Source organism: Saccharothrix sp. ALI-22-I (assembly GCF_001984175.1).
Taxonomy (GTDB): Bacteria; Actinomycetota; Actinomycetes; order Mycobacteriales; family Pseudonocardiaceae; genus Actinosynnema.
This window is the reverse complement of record NZ_MTQP01000066.1, coordinates 165,017-185,325: the sequence shown is the minus strand read 5'-3', so window position 1 is coordinate 185,325 and position 20,309 is coordinate 165,017. Positions and strand designations below refer to the sequence as shown.

General features: G+C 70.7%; 21 protein-coding genes. 10 read left to right on the top strand and 11 right to left on the bottom strand.

Translation table 11 applies throughout. The features are described from left to right. The 4 genes from glgX to ALI22I_RS29420 are packed head-to-tail and all read left to right on the top strand — an operon-like array spanning position 1 to position 4,015. Positions 1 to 2,049, top strand: a complete 2,049-nt coding sequence (gene glgX / locus ALI22I_RS29435; RefSeq protein WP_077008816.1) for a glycogen debranching protein GlgX — start codon at positions 1 to 3, stop codon at positions 2,047 to 2,049. Between the two features lie 6 nt (positions 2,050 to 2,055). Then, positions 2,056 to 2,376 (top strand): STAS domain-containing protein, encoded by a 321-nt coding sequence (locus ALI22I_RS29430; protein ID WP_077008815.1) that lies wholly within the window; start codon positions 2,056 to 2,058, stop codon positions 2,374 to 2,376. Next, positions 2,373 to 2,807, top strand: coding sequence for an ATP-binding protein (locus ALI22I_RS29425; RefSeq protein ID WP_077008814.1), 435 nt, complete (start codon positions 2,373 to 2,375; stop codon positions 2,805 to 2,807). The genes ALI22I_RS29430 and ALI22I_RS29425 overlap by 4 nt, the downstream gene beginning before the upstream one ends. Before the next feature lie 14 nt (positions 2,808 to 2,821). Beyond that, positions 2,822 to 4,015: a PP2C family protein-serine/threonine phosphatase gene (locus ALI22I_RS29420; RefSeq protein WP_077008813.1), complete on the top strand. Its 1,194-nt coding sequence runs from the start codon at positions 2,822 to 2,824 to the stop codon at positions 4,013 to 4,015. A 38-nt stretch (positions 4,016 to 4,053) separates the two neighbouring features. Here the strand turns inward: ALI22I_RS29420 and ALI22I_RS51285 are convergent, their stop codons facing one another. Beyond that, positions 4,054 to 4,467, bottom strand: coding sequence for a GlcG/HbpS family heme-binding protein (locus ALI22I_RS51285; RefSeq protein WP_179118407.1), 414 nt, complete (start codon positions 4,465 to 4,467; stop codon positions 4,054 to 4,056). Between the two features lie 256 nt (positions 4,468 to 4,723). Here ALI22I_RS51285 and ALI22I_RS51280 point away from each other — a divergent pair, with 256 nt between their 5' ends. Next, positions 4,724 to 5,023 carry an antibiotic biosynthesis monooxygenase family protein gene (locus ALI22I_RS51280; RefSeq protein ID WP_077008811.1) on the top strand — a complete coding sequence of 100 codons (300 nt, stop codon included), beginning with the start codon at positions 4,724 to 4,726 and terminating at the stop codon, positions 5,021 to 5,023. A 128-nt stretch (positions 5,024 to 5,151) separates the two neighbouring features. Further along, the gene (locus ALI22I_RS29405) at positions 5,152 to 5,919 is read left to right on the top strand and encodes a DUF2306 domain-containing protein (protein WP_077008810.1); all 768 of its coding nucleotides are present in this window, start codon (positions 5,152 to 5,154) and stop codon (positions 5,917 to 5,919) included. Positions 5,920 to 5,986: 67 nt separating this feature from the next. Here ALI22I_RS29405 and ALI22I_RS29400 read toward each other — a convergent pair whose 3' ends face one another. Both ALI22I_RS29400 and ALI22I_RS29395 read right to left on the bottom strand, forming a co-directional pair. Next, entirely contained in the window at positions 5,987 to 6,859 is an 873-nt protein-coding gene (locus tag ALI22I_RS29400) for an LLM class F420-dependent oxidoreductase (protein WP_077008809.1), read from the bottom strand. A 95-nt stretch (positions 6,860 to 6,954) separates the two neighbouring features. After that, on the bottom strand, positions 6,955 to 8,193 hold the full coding sequence (locus ALI22I_RS29395) for an MFS transporter (RefSeq protein WP_077008808.1): 1,239 nt from the start codon (positions 8,191 to 8,193) through the stop codon (positions 6,955 to 6,957). Between the two features lie 147 nt (positions 8,194 to 8,340). On the opposite strand from ALI22I_RS29395, the gene ALI22I_RS29390 reads away from it, so the two are divergent. After that, on the top strand, positions 8,341 to 8,943 hold the full coding sequence (locus ALI22I_RS29390; RefSeq protein ID WP_077008807.1) for a TetR/AcrR family transcriptional regulator: 603 nt from the start codon (positions 8,341 to 8,343) through the stop codon (positions 8,941 to 8,943). Between the two features lie 152 nt (positions 8,944 to 9,095). Here the strand turns inward: ALI22I_RS29390 and ALI22I_RS29385 are convergent, their stop codons facing one another. Beyond that, the gene (locus tag ALI22I_RS29385) at positions 9,096 to 9,584 is read right to left on the bottom strand and encodes a cupin domain-containing protein (RefSeq protein ID WP_077008806.1); all 489 of its coding nucleotides are present in this window, start codon (positions 9,582 to 9,584) and stop codon (positions 9,096 to 9,098) included. A 214-nt stretch (positions 9,585 to 9,798) separates the two neighbouring features. Here ALI22I_RS29385 and ALI22I_RS29380 point away from each other — a divergent pair, with 214 nt between their 5' ends. Next, complete coding sequence (locus ALI22I_RS29380) at positions 9,799 to 10,611, top strand: SDR family NAD(P)-dependent oxidoreductase (RefSeq protein WP_238598629.1); 813 nt, start codon at positions 9,799 to 9,801, stop codon at positions 10,609 to 10,611. A gap of 133 nt (positions 10,612 to 10,744) precedes the next feature. Here the strand turns inward: ALI22I_RS29380 and ALI22I_RS29375 are convergent, their stop codons facing one another. From ALI22I_RS29375 to ALI22I_RS29345, 7 genes are all read right to left on the bottom strand, one after another. After that, positions 10,745 to 12,121, bottom strand: a complete 1,377-nt coding sequence (locus ALI22I_RS29375; protein ID WP_077008805.1) for an FAD-binding oxidoreductase — start codon at positions 12,119 to 12,121, stop codon at positions 10,745 to 10,747. 32 nt (positions 12,122 to 12,153) lie between these two features. Beyond that, positions 12,154 to 13,389 carry an NAD(P)/FAD-dependent oxidoreductase gene (locus ALI22I_RS29370; RefSeq protein WP_077008804.1) on the bottom strand — a complete coding sequence of 412 codons (1,236 nt, stop codon included), beginning with the start codon at positions 13,387 to 13,389 and terminating at the stop codon, positions 12,154 to 12,156. Continuing rightward, a complete protein-coding gene (locus ALI22I_RS29365) occupies positions 13,386 to 13,742 on the bottom strand; it encodes a bifunctional 3-phenylpropionate/cinnamic acid dioxygenase ferredoxin subunit (RefSeq protein ID WP_238598628.1) in 357 nt (118 codons plus the stop codon). Before ALI22I_RS29365 ends, ALI22I_RS29370 begins: the two co-directional genes overlap by 4 nt. A 20-nt stretch (positions 13,743 to 13,762) precedes the next feature. After that, positions 13,763 to 14,185, bottom strand: a complete 423-nt coding sequence (locus tag ALI22I_RS29360; protein WP_083752098.1) for a nuclear transport factor 2 family protein — start codon at positions 14,183 to 14,185, stop codon at positions 13,763 to 13,765. A gap of 76 nt (positions 14,186 to 14,261) precedes the next feature. Further along, positions 14,262 to 14,954 carry an EthD domain-containing protein gene (locus ALI22I_RS29355; RefSeq protein ID WP_077008802.1) on the bottom strand — a complete coding sequence of 231 codons (693 nt, stop codon included), beginning with the start codon at positions 14,952 to 14,954 and terminating at the stop codon, positions 14,262 to 14,264. A gap of 9 nt (positions 14,955 to 14,963) precedes the next feature. Continuing rightward, positions 14,964 to 15,272 carry a muconolactone Delta-isomerase family protein gene (locus ALI22I_RS29350; protein WP_077008801.1) on the bottom strand — a complete coding sequence of 103 codons (309 nt, stop codon included), beginning with the start codon at positions 15,270 to 15,272 and terminating at the stop codon, positions 14,964 to 14,966. A 76-nt stretch (positions 15,273 to 15,348) separates the two neighbouring features. Continuing rightward, entirely contained in the window at positions 15,349 to 16,794 is a 1,446-nt protein-coding gene (locus ALI22I_RS29345) for an ankyrin repeat domain-containing protein (RefSeq protein ID WP_077008800.1), read from the bottom strand. 296 nt (positions 16,795 to 17,090) lie between these two features. Here ALI22I_RS29345 and mdlC point away from each other — a divergent pair, with 296 nt between their 5' ends. Together mdlC and ALI22I_RS29335 are read left to right on the top strand one after the other, a co-directional pair. Continuing rightward, positions 17,091 to 18,743 carry a benzoylformate decarboxylase gene (gene mdlC, locus ALI22I_RS29340; protein WP_077009283.1) on the top strand — a complete coding sequence of 551 codons (1,653 nt, stop codon included), beginning with the start codon at positions 17,091 to 17,093 and terminating at the stop codon, positions 18,741 to 18,743. A 296-nt stretch (positions 18,744 to 19,039) separates the two neighbouring features. Then, entirely contained in the window at positions 19,040 to 19,840 is an 801-nt protein-coding gene (locus tag ALI22I_RS29335; protein WP_077009282.1) for a helix-turn-helix transcriptional regulator, read from the top strand. Positions 19,841 to 20,309: the final 469 nt, after the last annotated feature.

The window sequence follows — 20,309 nt, the reverse complement described above, 5'->3', positions numbered from 1 at the left end:
GTGACCGCGGACCTGTCCACCCGGTGGATCGCCGGTTTCGAGGTGCGTGCCGGGCGGCAGCTGCCGTTCGGCGCCACCCCGGTCCCCGGCGGCGTGAACTTCGCGGTGTCGTCCAACCACGCCACCGCCGTGACCCTGGTGCTGTTCCGGCGCGGTGAGCCGGAGATGCTGGCCGAGCTGCCGTTCCCGGAGGACTTCCGGGTCGGCGGCGCGTGGGCGATGACCGTGCTCGGCGTGGACGCCGACGACGTGGACTACGGCTACCGGGTGGACGGGCCGTTCGACCCGGACGCCGGGCACCGGTTCGACCCGACGGTGGTGATCGCCGACCCGTACGCGAAGGCGTTGGCGGGCGCGGAGGAGTGGGGTGTGCGGCCGGGGCTGTACGAGCAGACCGCGTGGCGCTCCCGCGTGGTGCGCGACGAGTTCGACTGGCAGGACGACCGGCGGCCCGGCATCGCGCAGGAGGACCTGGTCGTCTACGAGGCGCACGTGCGCGGCTTCACCCGGCACCCGAACTCCGGCGTCGACCGGCCCGGCACGTACGCGGGCCTGGTGGAGAAGATCCCCTACCTGCAACGGTTGGGCGTCAACTGCGTCGAGCTGATGCCGGTGTTCGAGTTCGACGAGTTCACCAACTCCCGCCACGACCCGGCCACCGACACCTGGTGGTACAACTACTGGGGCTACAGCACGGTGGGGTTCTTCGCCCCCAAGGCGTCCTTCGCGGCCGGACCGTCCGCTGTGGACGAACTCAAGGCGCTGGTGCGGGAACTGCACAAGGCCGGTATCGAGGTCGTGCTCGACGTGGTGTTCAACCACACCGCCGAGGGCAACGAGTGGGGGCCGACGATCTCCTTCCGCGGCCTGGACAACCGCACGTTCTACATGCTCACCCCGGACGGCGACTACCTCAACTTCAGCGGCACCGGGAACACGGTCAACTGCAACGACCCGGTCGTGCGCGGGTTCCTGCTGGACTGCCTGCGGTACTGGGCCTCGGAGTTCCACGTCGACGGGTTCCGGTTCGACCTGGCCGCGATCCTCTCCCGGGGTCCGGACGGCTCGGTGCTGGCCAACCCGCCGCTGGTGGAGGCGCTGGCCGGCGACCCTGTGCTGCGCGACTGCAAGCTGATAGCCGAGGCCTGGGACGCCGCCGGGCTCTACCAGGTCGGCAGCTTCCCCGGCTACCGGCGGTTCGCCGAGTGGAACGGCCGCTACCGCGACGCGCTGCGCCGGTTCGTCAAGGGTGACGACGACGTCGTGGGGGAGATGGCCACCCGGTTCGTCGGCTCGCCCGACCTGTACGGCGACCGTGAGCCCGCCGCGTCGGTCAACTTCGTCACCGCGCACGACGGGTTCACCCTCGCCGACCTCGTCGCCTACAACGACAAGCACAACGAGGCCAACGGCGAGGGCGGGCGCGACGGCGACTCCGGCAACCACTCGTGGAACAGCGGCGTCGAAGGACCCACCGACGACCCGGACGTCCTGGCGCTGCGCGACCGGCAGGTGCGCAACGCGTTGTTGCTGTTGCTCACCAGCCAGGGCGTGCCGATGCTGCTCGCGGGCGACGAGGTCGGCCGCACCCAGCGCGGCAACAACAACGCCTACTGCCACGACAGCGAGCTGTCGTGGTTCGACTGGGACCTGGTCAAGCGCAACGAGGAGCTGTTCGAGTTCACCCGCCGGGTGATCGCGTTCCGGGCCGCGCACCCGGCGCTGCGCCGCCGTGGCCACCTGGTCGGCGGGCACGACGTGACGTGGCACGGCACGCGGGTCGGCGAACCCGACTGGTCGCCGGACAGCAGGCTGCTCGCCGCGTCGGTGGTCTTCGGTGACGACCACGTGTACGTGGCGGCGAACGCGCACTGGGAGGGCGTGGAACTGGCGCTGCCGGAGGGGATCGACTGGCGCCTGTTCGCCGACACGGGCGCGGGCGTGGTGGCCGAACCGGGGCACGAACCGCCGTTGGCCGACCGGTCGCGGCTGTGGGCGGGACCGCGGTCGGTGGTGGTGCTGACCTCCCGTCCGACGTTACAGGAGTGAGGGACGATGAGTTTCGAAGCCAAGAGCCACGTGTGGGACGGCATCGCCACGATCCGGTTGCGCGGCGAGCTGGAGTCCAAGTCCGCCGGCCGTCTCAACCGGGTGATCGAGGAGGTGGCGACGCAGGAGCTGCACCGGATGGTGCTGCTGATGGACCAGCTGACCTACCTGTCGTCCGCGGGCCTGCGCAGCCTGGTGTACGCGCACCAGAAGCTGGGCCGGGGCGTGGAGATCGTGCTGGTCGGCGCCCTGCCCGAGGTGGCCGAGACGATCCGGCTCACCGGGTTCGACCGCAGCGTGGTGATGCAGGAGCCGACCGGGGCATGACCGATGAGGTGTCCACACCGGACGCGGTGGGCCCGCGGGTCGCGGACCTGGTGCGCGGCCTGGCCGAGTGCGCCGAGCTGACCCGCGGGCAGGCCTACCGGCTGCGGTTGGCCGCCGACGAGATCGCGACCAACATCGTGGAGCACGGCTACGGCGGCACGGGTGTCGTGGCCGTGTGCGGCGGCGTCGACGACGACCGCGTGTGGGTGCGCACGGAGGACCGCGCGCCGCCATTCGACCCGCGCACCCACTGCGCCGGCGCCGTGCTGGCCACGCACCCGGCCGACCGCGACCCCGGGGGCCTCGGCCTGTACGTGGCGATGGCCGGGCTGGACGAGTTCCACTACGAGCACGTCGCCGGGCGCAACCGCAACACCATGGTCGTGCGCCGGGAACCGGGGGAGACCGAACGTGGGACTCAGGACGTCTGAACGGGCGACTCGCGGTGTCTGAGTGGACCCTGGAGGTGCTCGTGGTCGCCAGGGGACGGCCGCCGCTGGTCGACGCGCTGGTGGCGGCCGGGTTCGTGGTCCGTTTGCGGGAACCGGGGGAGGTGGGGGAGAGCGGTGACGATGACCGCGCCGACGTGGTGCTGCTGGCGGCGTCGCTCGGGCTGCGCCGGGTGTCGCAGCTGAGCCGGCGGCTGGCCGAGCTCGACGCGCGGCACAGCCCGCTCGTGTTCGACGACGGTGACCTGAGCGCGCTGGAGTCGTGCGTGCGCGCCGGATTCGACTTCGTCTCGCCGCCGTACTCGCCGGTCCTGTTGCGCACGCGGCTGAGCTCGTCGTGGGAGCGCAGCCGGGTGACCAGCGCCGGGCAGCGGCGGGCGGTCGACGCGACCGTGAGCGAGTACGAGCGCGACCTGTCCGCGGCGGGCGAGCTCCAGGCGGGTTTCCTGCCCGACGTGCTGCCCAAGCCGTTGGGCTGGGAACTCGCCGCCCGCTTCCGCCCGGCCCGCATGGTGTCCGGCGACTTCTACGACGGGTTCGAGCTGCTGGACGGCCGCCGGCTGGGTTTCGTGGTGGCCGACGTGTGCGACAAGGGGTTCGGCGCGGCGCTGTTCATGGCGCTGATCCGGACCCTGCTGCGGCACAGCGCCGAGCACACACCCGCCACCCGTGCGGCCGACGGCGCGTCGGACCTGTCACCGCGGCTGACCTTCGGCGCTGGCCCGCTCCTGCACGCAGTCGAGGACACCAACCGCTACCTGGCGCACAACCACCTGCGCCAGGGCTACTTCGCGACCGTCTTCTTCGGCGTGCTCGACCCGCTGTCGGGCGGCCTGGTCTACATCAACTGCGGGCACAACCCGCCCGTCGTCGTCCGCGCCGACGGCACCCGAACGTCCCTGCGGCCCACCGGACCGGCCATCGGCATGCTCGCCGACAGCAGCTACCAGCTCGGCAAGGTGTTCCTCAACCCCGGCGACTCGCTGTTCGTCTACACCGACGGCGTGGTGGAGGCGCGGGACGTGGCCGGCCGGCGCTTCGGGTCGGACGCGATGCTCGCTGCGGTCCGCCCCGCGCGCTCGGCCGAGGCCCTGCTCGACACCGTGGACGACGCCCTGCGGCGTCACGTCGACGGCGCCGAGCAGTCCGACGACATCACCATGCTCGGCGTGCACCGCCTCGCCGCCTGAGCCGCGGGGGCGAACCTCTGCGAACCCGAGCGGCGAGGTCAGTCGCCCAGGGCGGCGATGGCGGCTTCGGCGATGGCGCGTTCCACCGGGCCGGGTGCGCCCGCGATGCCGACCGCGCCCGCCGTGACGCCGTCGACGACGATCGGCACGCCGCCGGGCAGCACGTTGAGCCCGGGCTTGGAGTGCACCGCGGCCAGCACCGCGGGGTTGCCCGCGGCGAACCGGCCGAAGTCGTCGGTGCCCATGCCGGTGTACGCGGCGGTCAGCGCCTTGCCCAGCGCCCAGTCGGCGGCCATCAGGTTCGCGCCGTCCAGGCGCACCAGCACGCGGACGTGGCCGCCCTGGTCGACGATCGCGATGCCCACCTGGGCACCGACGCCCTCCGCGTGGGAGACGGCCGCGTCGAGCGCTCGGCGGGCTTGTCGGAAGGACACGGTCGGGGTGGTGGTCACGGGCAACCTCGTTCGTCCAGAAAATGTTACGGAACGATCCCTACCGTTCCGGTGCCCACCGTAGTACCGTCCCGGCGCAAGGGCAAGCGAGCCGCCGGGAGGTATTCGGTCAATTACCGCGCAGAACCTCACGAAGTGAAGTCCTCGCATTCTCGATAAATATCCGACAAGGCACTCGATCGGTAGCGTTGGGCACGGCTCAAGACTGCCATCGAAAGAGTTGCAATGCCGGTTAGAAATTGAGGTGCGAGAACAGATGAGTGTTGTCGAGAACATCAGGTTCCGGCTGATCGACGGCGTTACCGAGGCCGATTTCCGGGAACGCGACAAGAAGGTCCACTTCGAGTACATGGCACAGCAGCCCGGCTTCGTGTCCCGCTGGTCCTCGGTGAGCGCCGAAGGCGAGTGGTTCGTGGTCGTGCTCTGGGCCACCCCGGAGGACGCCCAGGCCACCATCAACGGCTTCTTCGGCGCGCCGGAGACGCAGGAGTTCCTGGCCGCGGTCGACAAGACCACGGTGGCCGCCGGCAGCTACACCCTGGTCAACCAGTCCTGACCACCTGCCTCGTCCGCGCGGCTCGCGCTCGATTCCCGGCGGATCTCCGCGCCCGCGGAGATCCGCCCTGAACACCGTCTTCCCCACTGACCGCTCGGCACTACCGGCCGCGCCGGATCGGAGAATTCATGACAACCCTCGACGAACAGGAAGACGTCCGCCCCGCGGCCACCGCGTCGGGTGGCGGGCGCACCCGGTCCGCCTGGCGCAGCCAGTGGTGGGTGCTGCTGCTCGCCATCTACTGCATCGGTTTCGCGGTCACCGGCGGCTGGCGCTACGTCATCTTCGACGAGTCCATCTCGCTGGCCTCGCCAGCCCGCCCGGAGCTGCCCTGGCAGTACCCGATCATCGCGTTGCACGTGATCTTCGGTGCCATCGCCATCTCGACCGCGTGGGTCCAGGTCTGGCCCTGGTTCCGCAACAACCATCCCCGCTGGCACCGCAGAATCGGCTACGTCTACTTCGGGCTGGGCGTGTTCCCGTCGGGCATCCTGGCGTTCCCGGTGGCGTTCCTGGCCACCTCCGGCCACGGTCCGCGCATGGTCCTGGGTGTGATGGGCGTGCTGTGGATGATCAGCTCGGTGGCCGGCCTGCGGGCCGCGCGCGGGCGCCGGTTCGACGACCACCGCCGCTGGATGCTGCGCAGCGTCGCGCTGACCACCTGCATCGCCACCGCACGCCCGTTCGTGTACGGCCAGGTCGCGCTGCTCGGCTGGCTGCTGCCCGACACCTACCCCGCCAGCCGCGACACCTTCGTGTTGTCCGAGGCGATGGGTCTGTTCATCGCGATGATGATCCACCTGGTCTTCGTCGAGTGGTACCTGCTGCGCCCCAAGCGGCGCGCGCGTCGGGCGAGCCAGGCGCGCACGCCGGTCGCCGCCGAACCGACCGGCTGACACCCCGACGGGGATGCCCCCTTCGTCCCGGCCCACCGGTGACGAAGGGGGCATCCCCGTGCTGTCGTCAGGTGAGGGCCGACTCGATGAGCTTGAGCGTGTCGCGCAGGACTTCCAGGTGCTGCTCGGGGGAGGACAGACCCATCGACATGGTGTCGACGCACAGGTGGGTCGCCCCGATGTCGCGCCACCCGCGGACGAACTCGGCCCGGTTGCCCTCCGGCACCTGGGCCAGGGTCAGTCGGGTCTCGAAGCCGATCGTCGCCGGGTCGCGGCCCGCCTCGCGCGCGTACGCCCGCACGCGCTCCAGCATGTCGTGGGCGGTCTCGTCGGGCCACCGGCGCGGCATCCAGCCGTCGCCGAGCCTGCCGACCCGCCGCAGGGTCCGCTCGCTGTAGCCGCCGAACCAGACCGGGATGGCGCCGGGACCCGGCCGCGGGTTGATCCCCGCGCCGTCCACCCGGTGCCACCGCCCTTCGAAGTCCACAGTGGACTGCGCCCACAGCGCGCGCATCAGTGCGACCTGCTCCTCGCTGCGCACCCCGCGGTTGCCGAACGTCTGGCCCAGGGCCTCGTACTCCACCTCGTTCCAGCCGATGCCCACGCCCAGGCGGAGCCTGCCGCCGCTGAGCAGGTGGACCTGCGCGGCCTGCTTGGCCACCAGCGCCGTCTGCCGCTGCGGCAGCACCAGCACGCCGGTGGTCAGCTCCAACGTCGTGGTGACGCCGGCGAGGAAGCCGAACAGCACCAGCGGCTCGTGGAACGCCGCGTCGTTGGTGTAGCCCTGCCACCCCGGGCGGGTGCCGGCACCGACGCCGAGCACGTGGTCGAAGGCGAGCACGTGGTGGTAGCCGAACTCCTCGACCGACTGTGCCCAGGCCCGGACGACACCGGGGTCGTCACCGATCTCGGTGTGCGGGAACACCGCTCCGATACGCATGTCGCTCCGATCGCTTGAACGGGTCGCTTGAACGGGTCACGGCGGTGGCAGCGCCAACGCTGCCACCGCCGTGAGTGTGGTGCCGGGACGAACCGCTACGCGGGCTCGGGAGCGGGCGTGGCGGCGGCGGTGACGGGAGCCTCGGCGGGCGCCTCGTCGATCACCGGCGGCTTGATGAAGCTGGTGGCCCAGGCGACCGGGACCGCGATCACCGCGATGATCACGCCGGTGAGCACCGCGGACGATGCGCTGAAGCTGCCGATCGCCACGCCGCCCGCGATCGAGCCGAACGCGATGCCCGCGTTGACCGCCGAAGCGGGCAGCGAGGACGCCAGCGCGCCACCCGGACCGGCGAGGCTGACCACCCGGTACTGGAACGAGGGCACCATGCCGAACCCGAAGACGCCCCAGACCAGCAGCGCCACGATGACCAGGATCGCCCACGCGCCGATCAGGTAGAGCGCGCCCAGTGCGATGACGACGCCGATCGAGGCGACGATCAGGGTGCGCCCGGCGTTCTTGTCGGCGAACCGGCCGCCGCCGAGCGTGCCCACCGCGGTGGCCACGCCGTAGGCGAGCAGGAACACGCTGAGCATCGAGCCGGAGACGCCGGTGACGTTCTCCAGGAACGGCACGATGTAGGTCAGCGCCGAGTACTGCGCCGCCATCACCAGGAAGACCAGGAACAGCACGGCGAGCACCCGCGGGGCGAACGCGTACTTGGCCTGGTTGCCCGCGCCGCCGCCCATGCTCGGCACGGACGGAACCAGCGCGAGCGTGGCGACGAGCGCGATCACACCGAGGGCGACCACCGCGACGAACGAACCGCGCCAGCCCAGCGCCTGGCCGACCAGCGTGCCCAGTGGCACGCCCAGCGCGGCCGACACCGCGAAACCGGCGATGACCACGGAGATCGCGCGACCCATGCGCTCCGGCGGGACGATCGAGATGCCCGCGACGATCGCGACGCCGACGAACAGGCCCTGGATCGAGCCGGTGAACGCACGGGCCACGATGAACAGCCCGTAGCTCGCGCTGAACACCGGGATCAGGTTCCCCAGGATGTACAGGACCAGTGCGCCGAGCAGGATGGTCCGCTTGTTCAGCTTGATGGTGAGCGCGGTCAGGATGGGACCGCCGATCGTCAGGCCCAGCGCGTACGCGGTCACGAGGTAACCGGCGGCGGGGATGGAGACCTGTAGGTCGTTGGCGATCAAGTTGAGAACGCCGACGACGAGGAGCTCGGCGCTGCCCAGCACGAACGTGCCGAGGAACAGCGTCGCGAGGGCCAGGTTGGTCCGGCCCGGGCTCAACGCCGGTTGCTGGGTACTCATGTGCACCTTCCTTAGGTCTTGCTTGGTTTTCCGCCAACGAACCGACCGTCGGCTACTGGCTCGCCCCAACCCGTTGTGGCCAAGGGTGCCGTCGCCGAGTTAGACTATAGGGAACCTTCCCTAACATCGCAACCGCGAGGGGGCTTTGTGCAACGCACCGCAGCTGAGACCCGGTCGCACGTGCTGCGGGTGGCTCAGCAGTTGTTCTACTGGCGGGGTATCAGGGCCACCGGTGTCGATCTCGTGGCGACCGAGGCGGGCGTCGCCCCGACGACCCTCTACCGGCTGTTCGCCTCCAAGGACGAGCTGGTCGGCGCGTACGTCCAACAGGCGGACGACGAGTTCCGCGCACTGTTCCGGTCGGTGGTCACCGCCGCCGGGAACGACCCGCGCGACCAGATCCTGGCGCTGTTCGACGAGATCTTCGCCCAGGTCGCGTCGGACCAGTGCCGCGGCTGCGCCTTCCTGATGACGCTGGCCGAGTTCCCCGACCCGGAACTGTCCGCGCACCGCAACGCGGTGGCGGCGAAGGTCTGGATCCGGGACCGCCTCGGTGAGCTGACCGCGCGGCTCGGCGTCGACGACCCGGCCGCGCTCGCCGACCAGCTCACGCTGATCTTCGAAGGGCTGCACGCGTCGAGCCAGTCGCTCGGCGCGCAAGGTCCGGCGAAGCACGCCCGGCGGCTGGCCGAGGCGGTCCTGTCGGCCGTGGCTCCGAAGTCGGTGGCTCCGAAGTCGACCGGGCCGTGACGGCGTCCGGTACGCCGCGGCCTGCGGTGCCCGTGCCTGTGCCGGGAAAGTCGGAGGGCACCGACGCGAAGTCGCGTCGGTGCCCTCCGGAATCGCCCCGCGGTCGGGTCCCGCCCTGACCGCTTCGGGGCACACCCGGCTGTGCCGGGTGCTCAGGCGGCGCGACCGGGAGGAGGCGGCGACAGCATGATCCCGTACTGCGGGGCCAGCTCGACGATCTGCCGCATCTGCTCGGGGGTCAGCGGCGCGGGCGCCACGCCCGGCTTGGCCTCCGTGCCGATGGCGTTGAAGAACCCCTCCATACCCGCGGCGGGCGTGAACAGGAACAGCATCCGCGAGTTGTGCAGCCCCACGTTGCGGAAGCGGTGGCGGGTGCCGCGCGGCACCCACACGAAATCGCCCTCGCCCGCGAGGAACGTCTCCTCGCCCTTCAGGAACTCCAGCTCACCACCGAGGATGAAGAACGCCTCGTCGGTGGACGGGTGCACGTGCGGGGGCGGACCGCCGCCGGGCGGCACGGTCGCCTCGGCGAAGGTCAACGAGCCGCCCGTGGTCGCGGTGGTCGCCTTGAACGTGTAGACGGCGTCGCCGAACCACACCGAGGGGCCTTTTCCAGCGGAATGGTGAATGACTTCCGGCATGGATAACTCCTTTCGTCCGCCGCCGAGACTAGCGCCGCGACGAATTCCGGAGAAGCGATTCCGGCCACCGTCCGGAGCAACGTTAAGTGCGGCCCGCATCGCACGAAGTGCGGGCGTTCCGCCCTGGTCGGAGGGTTGGCAGCCGAGGTGGTCAGTAGGCTCGGGAAACGCAGCGGAATTCTTTGACAATACGTTGGGCACCGTCCGGCACCCGTTGACGAAGAAGGAGAAGAACATGGACCTGCACCTGTCCGGGAAAGTCGCCGTGGTGACCGGGGCGAGCCGCGGTATCGGGCTCGCGGTGACCAGGGCGCTCGCCGACGAGGGGGTGCACGTCGCGGCGGGCGCGCGGGGGACTTCCGGCGCCCTCGCCGACCTGGCCGCCACCCACCCCACGGTGCACCCGGTCGCGGTGGACCTGAGCACGCCCGAGGGCCCGGCCAAGCTGGTCGACGCCGCGGTGGCGCGCTTCGGCGGCCTGGACGTCGTGGTGAACAACCTCGGCGGCGTGGTCCGGCGCAACGAGGGCTTCCTGTCCATCACCGACGCCGACTGGGACTGGAGCCTGACCATGAACCTGATGGCCGCGGTGCGGGTGTGCCGCGCGGCCGTGCCGCACCTGCTGGAGCGGGGCAAGGGCTCGATCGTCAACGTCAGCTCGGTGATGGCCTACCTGCCCGACCCGGACGTCTACGACTACACCGCGTCCAAGGCCGCGCTGACCAACTTCTCCAAGGCGCTGTCCAAGGAGTTCGGCCCGCGCAACATCCGGGTCAACACGGTCAGCCCCGGTCCCACCGTCACCGACATGTGGACCAGCGAGGAAGGCATCGCCTCGGCGTTCACCAGGGCCACCGGCGTCGACGGTGACGCGTTCATGAAGGAGGTCGCGAGTCGGGCGGCCAGCGGGCGGTTCAGCAAGCCCGAGGAGGTCGCCGACGTCGTGCTGCTGCTGGCCAGCGAGCGGGCCGGCAACGTGGTCGGCGCCGACTACTACGTCGACGGCGGCCTGATGACCAACATGTGACACCCCGCGGTGATGGGGGGCACGCCCGGTCCTGCCGGGCGTGCCCCCTTTGGCGTGTGCGGTGTCGGTCGGCACGGGTGCGCTGATGGGCCAGGAGCACCGAGCTCCTGGCCCATCACCACATCCGTGCCGGTCAGGGCGTCAACGTGGGCACCGCGCGGAAGACGTTCTCCGGGTCGTACTGGCGCTTCAGAGCCATCAGCCGGGAAGCGTTGGGGCCGTACGCGGTGAGCACCCGGTCGTGCTCCTCGGGGCCGAGCAGGTTCGGGTAGCCGCCGGGCAGCGCGTGCGGCGCGAGAGCCCCGTCCAGGGCCGCGGTCCACGCGCGGTGCGCCGAGCCGTCGTCCGAGGGCCGGTCCTGCCACGTCCCGACGACCTCGATCAGGTTGTGGTCGCGACGCAGGCCGAACGCGGTGGAGGTGACCGGCACCCGTGCCGCGGCGCCGTGGAAGTGGTGCACGAACACGCCGGAGAACGGCGAGGTGATCCGGGCCGCCGCGTCCACCAGCACCTCGGCCACCTCGTCGGTCACCTCGGTCACCTGCCGGTTGGCCGCGGTGGTGTGCCGGCCGTCCACCACGACCGCGTCGAGCAGCCCCAGCGCCTCGAACGGCGTCATCGGGCCCAGTTGCGCCGAGATGGGCTTGCCCAGCGAGCTGATCCGCGTGGCGTGGCCCTGCGCCCGCCCGGGGTCGCCGCTCCACGACGGCAGCAGGTACAGCAGCGCCTGACCGTCGGGACCGGCGAAGAACCCGGTCATCACGGTCAGCTCGTCGGGCGCGGCGGCGATCAGCTCGCGGTACCCCCGCAGCACCGTCCTGGCCTGGTCCAGCCCGAACAGCACCATGCCCGACAGCACCCGCCGCAACGGGTGCAGCCGGTAGGTGGCGCGGGTGACCACGCCGAAGTTGCCGCCACCGCCGCGCAGTCCCCAGAACAGGTCCGGGTTCTCCACCTGGCTCGCGGTGACCTGGGAGCCGTCGGCCAGCACCACCCGCGCGGACAGCAGGTTGTCCAGCGCCAGACCGTGCTTGCCCGCCAGCAGGCCGTACCCGCCGCCCAGGGTCAGGCCGGTGATGCCGACGGCCTTGACCGTGCCGGTCACCGCGACCAGCCCGTGCCGGTCGGCCGCCGCGCCGACGATGCCCGCGGTCGTGCCGCCCTGGGCGTCGATGGACGACGAGTACGGGTCGACGGTCACCGCGCGCAGGAAACGCAGGTCGATGACCACGCCGCCGTCGCGCACCGCGCGGCCGGCCCAGTCGTGGCCGCCGCCGCGCACGGAGATCGGCAGGCCGTTCTCCCGGGCGATCCGCACGGCCAGCGCGACGTCCTGCTCGGTCGCGCACCGGGCGATCATGGCCGGGTGGTGGTCGGCCGCGCCGTTCCACACCCGGCGCACGGTGTCGTAGTTGGGATCGGTGGACACGAGCACGTCGCCGATCAGCGCCGCCCGCAGCTCGCTGAGCGCGGCGGCGGCCTGGGCGGACACCGATGTCGTGGATGTCATTCGGGTTTCCTCCAGCAGTGGTGGGTCGGCCCTCAGGCACTCGCGCCGCGGGCCAGCGACCGCAGGTCGACCGACGGGTCCGCGAGTCGACCGGGGTCGACCGGCGTGCCGCGCTCGATCAGCCTGCGCAACGCCTTGATCTCGTTGGGGCGGTTGATCGCGACGGCGCCCGTCGGGCGTCCACCGCGCACCGCGATGGCGGTGAAGTCCAGGGCCGCGATGTCGCCGCGCACGACCGAGAGGTCCACCGGGTCGAACTCGCCCACGCCCTCCAGGTGCGTGCCGTAGCGGTCGGACCAGAACCACGGCGGCCTCGGCGCGGGCGCGGGGAGACCGAGCACGCCGGCCGCGGCCGCCTGTCCTTCCCGCAGCGCGGCGTCCCAGTGCTCGACCCGCGGCAGCGGCCCGCCCGGCCCCACCGCCCGCGCCACGTCGCCCGCCGCGAAGACGCGCGGGTTGGACGTGCGTCCCACCTCGTCCACCAGCACCCCGCGGTCGGTGGCCAGACCGGCCGCGTCGGCCAGGGCCAGGTCGAGCTCGATGCCGATGCCGACCAGCACCACGTCGGCCTCGACGACCACGGCGCCCAGGTGCAGCAGCACCCGGTCGCCGCGGCCGTCGATGCGGTCGACCGCGCCGTGCACCAGCCGCACGCCGTGCTGCCCGTGCTGTGCGTGCAGCACCCGGGCGATCTCCGGGCCCACGACCGCGGCCAACGGCGGCGCGACCGGGTCGAGCAGCGTCACGTCGCAACCCAGCGCCACCGCCGAGGCGGTGACCTCCGCGCCGATCAGCCCCGCGCCGATCACCGCGACCCGCGCGCCGGGCGCGAGTCGGGACTTCAGCCGTTCCACGTCGTGCGCGGTGCGCAGGGTGAGCACGGCCGGGTGGTCCGCGCCGGGCACGGTCAGCGCACGCGGTGTGCCGCCGGTGGCGAGCACGACCGCGTCGGCGTGCTCGGCGGTCCCGTCGCCCAGGAACACCCGCCGCTCGGCGGGCCGCACATCCTGCACGGCGACGCCGAGCCGCAGCTCGACGGCGCGGTCGGCGTACCAGGACTCCGGGCGCAGCCGGACGTCGGCGAGGGTCGCCTTGCCCAGCAGCACGTCCTTGCTCAGCGGCGGCCGGTCGTAGGGCAGCTCGGCTTCCGCGCCGACCACCACCAGGCGCCCGTCGTAGCCGTTGGCCCGCAGCTCGTCGGCCGCGGTGACGCCGGCCAGCCCGGCGCCCACCACGACGACGCTGCGCAACGCCCCGTCGCCGCTCATCGGCGGGGGAGCAGCCAGACGGCGCCCTCGTGCACCTCCACGCCGTGCGTGATGGCGTCCACGGTGGCGGGCGCGCCCGTCGCACGGCCCGTGCGCAGGCAGAACGTTCCGCCGTGCAAGGGGCACTCGACGTGCCCGTCCTCCACCCACCCCTCCGACAGCGACGCGCTCGAATGCGTGCAGGTGTCGTTCACAGCGTGGAAACGCCCGCCGTCGTTGAACACGGCGATGGCGTCGTCGGCGCCGGTCTCCTCCCTCGGCACGCGGATCACCTCGCCGTCGGGCAGGTTGTCCACGTCGCACACCAGGACGCGGTGTCCTGTGCTCTGCGGCTGATCCCGCTGGTCCACCACGGTCCGCTCCTCCTCGCAAGTCAGCTGGTGTAGTTGATCTCCGCGAGCCCGAACTCCTCGGCCGCGATGATCGGGTCGAAGAACTCGTGGTACTCGTGGATCTGGCCGGACGGGGTGAACTTGAAGATCGACAGGTAGGTGTTGCGGTACCGCTTCCCGCCTTTGAGCAGGCAGTTGCCGTCGAACCGGGCGATGACGGTGTCGCCGTCCTCCCAGGCGTCGGTGATCGGGAACTCCCAGCTCTCGAACAGGTCCGGGGTGCCCTTCCACCGCGAGTACACGGCGGTCTTGCCGACGATGTGGCGCGGGAACATCTTGGTGCCGAACGGGTAGTAGTGGTCGGCGCCCTCGGCCCACAGCTCTATCCACGCGTCGATGTCCTTCTCCTCCAGCAGTCGGAGGAAGTCGTGCACCGTCTGCACGTTGCGGCTCAAGCCTGGCATGGGGAACTCCCTGAAAGTCCACAGTGGACGCGGCCTCGCCGGGGACACCGGACGAGGCCGCGCCCGTTCCGATGAGCTACCGGGCCTCGGGCCCGATGATCCAGTGCTCGCGGGTCACCAAGCGGTGCACGTACCGCGTGTTGACGAACGCCTCGAAGTCCTCGGTCATCTGCTTGTACTCCGGGGACTCCAGCGCGTCGCGCAGCGCCTCGACGTCGTCGAACCACAGCTGGTAGGCCGCGTCCAGGGTGGGCTCGCCGATGCCGTACCAGCCGTCCACGGTGTGGCCCTGGATGTAGCGGCGCAGACCGGGCAGCTTCAGGCCCAGCTCACCGTGCTGGTGCAGGCTGTAGGCGCGGAAGTCCTCCAGGGACACGCCTTCCTTGCGCTTGACCAGGATCATCAGCTTGACCCAGGGCTGGCCCTTGTACAGCGCCGGGCCGGACTTCAGCTCGTGCGCGTCGGTGTCCAGCACCAGGCTCTGCCAGAACGCGGCCCAGTTCGGCTCGTCCAGCCGGGCGCCCTGCAGGAACTCCTCGGTCTGCAGCGAGGCGATCTGCTCCTCGGGGCGCAGCCAGATCTCGGCCACGCCCTGCCACTTCGGGTCGCCGTTGCCCAGCTCGAAGTCGAACGTGGTGTCGATCATGTACTTGCGGATCTGCGGGATCTTCGAGGCGTACTGCACCGCGTGCACCTCGACCCAGTACCGCTGGAACTCCTCCACCGTCATGCCCGGCTTGGGCGCGGCGAAGATCAGCTGGTGGATCATCGTTCCCCCTCAGACCTTGTAGCGCTTGATGACGTCTTCGGCGAACCCGAGGTAGTCGCGCAGCGGCCACACCTCTTCGAACTCCAGGTACTCGCGCATCGGCAGCCGGCCCAGCGCGGTGCGGTCCAGCTCCTCGGCGTTGGGCGCGTCGATGATGCCGATGACCCGCTTCTGCGCGGCCACCTTCCACAGGCCCACGGCGAACCCGGAGTCCAGGGTCTCCTGGGCGTGCTCGGCCTCCTCCTGCTCGATCTCCCACAGCTCGTCGAGCGTGATGCGGCCCTCGTGGTTCCACTTCATCTGGACGTAGAACAGCATTGCCGGTACTCCTCTGTCTCTGTCTGACTGTCGGCTCGGCCCCTCTGCCCGACTGTCGGCTCGGCCGACGTGGGGGTCAGCTGACCTTGGCGCGGATCAGCTCGGTCAGGGGGTGGTCGGCGCCGAACTCGTCGATCGCCAGCGCCAACGGCGTCTTGCCGTCGTGGCCGACCAGGTCCAGCCGTGCCCCGGCGTCGATGACGATCCGGGAGCACTCCTCGTACCCGTGCCACAGGGCGTCGTGCAGCGGCGTGTAGCCGTTGGTGGCGCCCTGGAAGTCGAGATCGACACCGGGCCAGTTGGCGATCAGCCGGGTCAGCTCGACGTGTCCGTTGTAGACCGACTTGTGCAGCGGCACCGCGCCGAACGTCGGCTCGGTGGCGTTGACGTCCGCGCCCGCCTCCAGCAGCAGCCGCGCGATCTCGGTGTGCCCGTCGCGCGAGGCCACCAACAGCGGGGTGTGCGCGTCGTTGAAGCCGTTGACGATCGGGAACTTCTCGTCGACCGGTGCGCCGTCGCCCAGCAGCTTCCGCACGCCGTCGACATCGCCCTGCGTCACCGCGGCCATCAGCAGCTGGTCGGCGGCACGGCGCTCGTCGGAGGCCTGGCGCTCCTGGATGTACTGGTGCGCCAGCAGGATCTTGTCCTTGCCCATCGTGTTGACGTTGAGCTCGTACTCGAAGTGCTGCTGCAACGAGAACCCGTAGTGCGTGCTCATGTTCAGGCCCGCGCCGCGGTCGAGCAGGTACTTCGCGATCTCGGGGTTCTTGAACCACACCGCGTCCATCACCGGCGTGTGGCCGGTGTTCGGCGTGACGGCGTCGATGAACGCGCCCGCCTCTACCAGCGCCTCCACCACGGCCAGCTCGCCGCCCTGGCACGCCTTGTGCAGCGCCGTCGCGCCGCCGCCGCTGTCCACCGCGTACACGTCGGCGCCCGCCGCGATGAGCTGACGGGTCAGCTCGGCGTCCGCCCGCCCGGCCGCGATCAGCAACGGCGTCAGGCCGCTCACCGGGTCGCGGTGGTCGACGTCCGCACCGAAGCGCAGCAGCTCCGCCACCGCCTCCCGGTCACCGGCCCAGCACGCCGCGATCAGCCGTTCCTCGCGGTCGGCGTTGAACGCCGCGACCTCGGTGTTGGGGTCGAAGTAGACCTTCCAGGCCACGATCCGGCCGCCGTCGTCGACGACGAGCTTGTGCACGTCCTCGATCTCGAACTCCTGGCGGGTGCGGGTGTGCGCGGCCCGGGTGTAGATCACCGCGTAGGCCGTGTTGCCCTCGGCACGCACGTCGCGCAGCGCGTAGTCGAGCACCTCGGTGGTCTGGCCGCGCACCGCGAACGCCCGGCGCACGGCCGGCAGGCCGACGTGGCGGCCCAGGTACGGGATGACCTCGTTCCACCGGTCGACCGGCAGCTCGAAGTCGATGGTGTGGGACAGCGCCGACAGCGCCGAATCCAGGTCTCCCCGCTCCAGGTCGGTGAAGTACTTCTCCACCACCTGGCGGGTCCGCTCACTGCTCATCGCGCATCCTCACTGCTCGTGTTACATCCCGCGCCGCGGCTTTTGCTGAAATGACGAACCGTCGCATCGGTTGCCCGCCGTCGGGGAGCCGGGCGCACATTCAGTAGTTCACGCGGCCGATGTGCCGACAAGGCGCGCCACAGCGCCCGACTTGACTGCGTGAGGTCACCGCGACAGCTGACGAAGTGCCCTCTGACCACCGCACTTGCCTTGTCGCACGGTATGCGCCGGTCGCAGCATTGCGATCACACCCGGCACGAAATCGTAGTCGAACCCACTACAGGAGTGAGTTGACCGTGAGCGCGGATGGCACGAATTCCCGCACCGTTCGGGAAGACACGCTGGAGGTATTCCGGCAACTCGGTCTCACGACCGTTTTCAGCAATCCCAGCCACACCGAGATGAAGCTGTTCGAGCAGTGGCCGGACGACTTCCGCTTCATCATGGGCCTGCAGGAGGCCACCGTCGTCGGCATGGCCGACGGCTACGCCCAGGCCACCGGCACGCCGTCCCTGGTCGTGATCAACGGCGGCCCCGGCACGGGCAACGCGATGGGCTCGATCTACACCGCCGCCAGCGCGCACACCCCGATGGTCATCATCGGCGGCCTCCAGGCCCGCAAGCTCCAGCAGGGCGCGCCGTTCCTCAACGCGCCCAGCGCCACCCAACTGCCCCAGCCCTACATCAAGTGGGCGGCGGAGGCGGCGCGTCCGCAGGACGTGCCCGCGCTGATCGAGAAGGCGTACCACATCGCCAAGCAGGCGCCCCAGGGTCCGGTGTACGTCGGCGTGCCCGAGGACGACTGGGTCCGCCCGGCCAACTCCACGCCCTACAAGACGCGCCTGGTGCAGCCCGCGGTCGTGCCCGACCCGCAGGTGCTGGCCGACGTGGCCGACGTGCTCAACTCCGCCGCCAACCCGGCCATCGTCGCCGGGCCCGGCGTGGAGATCGGCGGCGCCCGCCGCGACCTGATCAAGATGGCCGAACGGCTCAACGCCCGGGTCTACGGCAGCCCGGTGTGGCCGCGCGGCTCGTTCCCGGAGAACCACCCGCTGTTCGGCGGCGTGCTCGCGCCGCTGCCCGAGCTGATCAACGCCAAGCTCGCCGACCACGACGTGGTCATCGTGCTGGGCAGCCCCACCTTCACCCTGTTCACCACCGCCGACCTGTTCTCCACCGCGCCGGCACCGGTGGACACCAGCGACGCGCCGAAACTGCCCGAGGGCACGGTCTTCATCCACATCACCGACGACCCGGAGGCCGCCGCCTGGTCGATGGCGGGCTCCGCCTACGTCACCCCGCCCGCGGCGTTCGTCTCGGGCCTGGTGTCGCTGCTCCCGCAGCGGCAGCGGCTCGCGCTCCCGGCGCTGGGCGAGCCGATCGCGACGCCCGAGGCGTCCACCCCGATCACCGAGCCGTACCTGTTCCACGTGCTGTCGCAGGAACTGCCCTCCGACGCGCAGGTGTTCGAGGAGCTGCCGATCGGCCGCGCCCCGTTCCACGAGCAGATCCCGCTCGGCCCGGACAACGGCTACTACGCCACCGCCTCCGGCGCGCTCGGCTTCCCGTTCGCGGGCGCCGTGGGCTACGCGGTGGCCCGGCCCGACGTGCGCACGGTGGTCGTGGTCGGCGAGGGCTCGGCGCAGTACACCATCCAGGCGCTGTGGACGGCCGGTAAGTACAACCTGCCGGTGACCTTCGTGATCCCGAACAATTCCGGTTACCTGTCGCTGAAGTACTACCTCGACGACACCAGCCAGAAAGCTTGGCAGGAGGGCTGGGACCTCAGCGGCGTGGACATGGCGGGTCTCGCCAGGGGCTTCGGCATGGCCGGTGAGCGCATCGAGACGCCGGAGCAGTTGCAGAGCGCGTTGCGTCGGGCGTTGAGCGCCGACGGGCCCGTGCTGTTGGACGTGGTCGTTTCGGACCCCGGCCTGTTCCGGCTCTGATCCCGGGACGGCGTGTCCACCGCGCGCTGCCCGATGTGTGTTCCACCCGCGGTGACCTCGGTAGCCGGGAGGATTTCCAACCTCCCGGCTACCGGTCGTTTACATCCAGGCGTGCGAGGCCGCCGAAATGTGGTTCCGGTGGGCACCGAAACGCCGTTTCAGTAAGGTCCTATGGTGGGACGACCTGGTTTGTCCGGTCCCGGGCCGAAGGTGTCCCTCCGGCGAGCCGAAGCAAAGCTGTGTCCCGGTTCGACTTGCTCTGCCACACTCGCGCCGGGCAACTGGGGGAGGGGCTCGTGAAGTCTGTTCGGCACGACGGGAGAGGGGAGTTGGGCCGATTCCTGCGAAGTCGCCGGGAAAAGCTCAATCCCGCGGACGTGGGTTTCCCCACCGGGCCGCGGCGCAGATCGCCGGGATTGCGCCGGGAAGAGGTGGCGGTGCTCGCGGGGCTCAGTCCCACTTGGTACACCTACCTGGAACAAGGCCGTGACATAAGGCCGTCGCCCGAGGTGGTCGACAGCCTGGCCAAGGTGCTCGGCCTGACCGAGGACGAGCGGCGGTACGTGCACACCTTGACCTACGGGCACGTGGCGAGGCCGTTGCCGCTCGGCGGTGACGTGTCGGCCGAGGATTTGTTGTGCCGGATCGTCGCGTCCCACGAGGACTCGCCGTACCCGGTGTTCGCCACCAGCCGGCACGCCGACCTGGTGTCCTGGAACCGGGCCGCCACCGAGTGGTACGGGGACTGGGGTGCCCTGCCGGTCGGCGAGCGCAACCTCGTGCGGTGGCTGCTGACCGCGCCCGAGGCCAGGGATCGGCTGGTGGACTGGGAGTTCGAGGCGCGGGACGCCGTCGCGGCGTGGCGCGCCGAGGCCGCCTGCTGTCCCGGTGACGCCGAACTGGAGCGCCGGGTGGCGGAGCTGGCGTTGCTGAGCGTGGAGTTCTCGCGGTGGTGGGACGAGCAGATCGTCGCGGAGCGCCGCTCGCGCACCCGCCGGTTCGCGCACCCGCGGTCGGGGGTCCGCGATCTGCGGGTGGTGCCCATGCAGACGCCGGAGTTCGCGCCGGCCGGGATCGTGCTGCACCTGCCCGCCTGACTCGGGAGATGACGTAGTCCGCAAGCTTTCCGCCGGCCCGGCCATTCGGGATCCCTATGCGGCCGATCACCGCACCGGCGTGGCAGAACGCGGGATTGATGTCCGCGCCACACGGTTTCGCTACTGTCTCCGCCGATCGTGGTCACCACGCGGCGAGTGGGACAGGGGAAGAGCCGATGAACGCAGTCGTCCTGGCCGGTCTGGGGATGGATTCGCCAGTCGGGACGACGTGGTGCGGTATCCCGCACCTGCGTGCGCGCTCCCTGAAAAGGGAAAAACGGACATCGCGCGCCGTGTCCGGGGGGAAAGGTGAATGATGTTCGTCATCGCTGGGGTGCGAGCGGAAATCGCCTGAATGTCTGACTGCGAGGGGAATATTCGCCCTGCGGTTTCCGTCGTGTTACGCGGGCAGTGTGGTCCGCGCTACGCGGTGTGCGTGCCGGATGGATCAAGCGGCAATGTTGTCGTC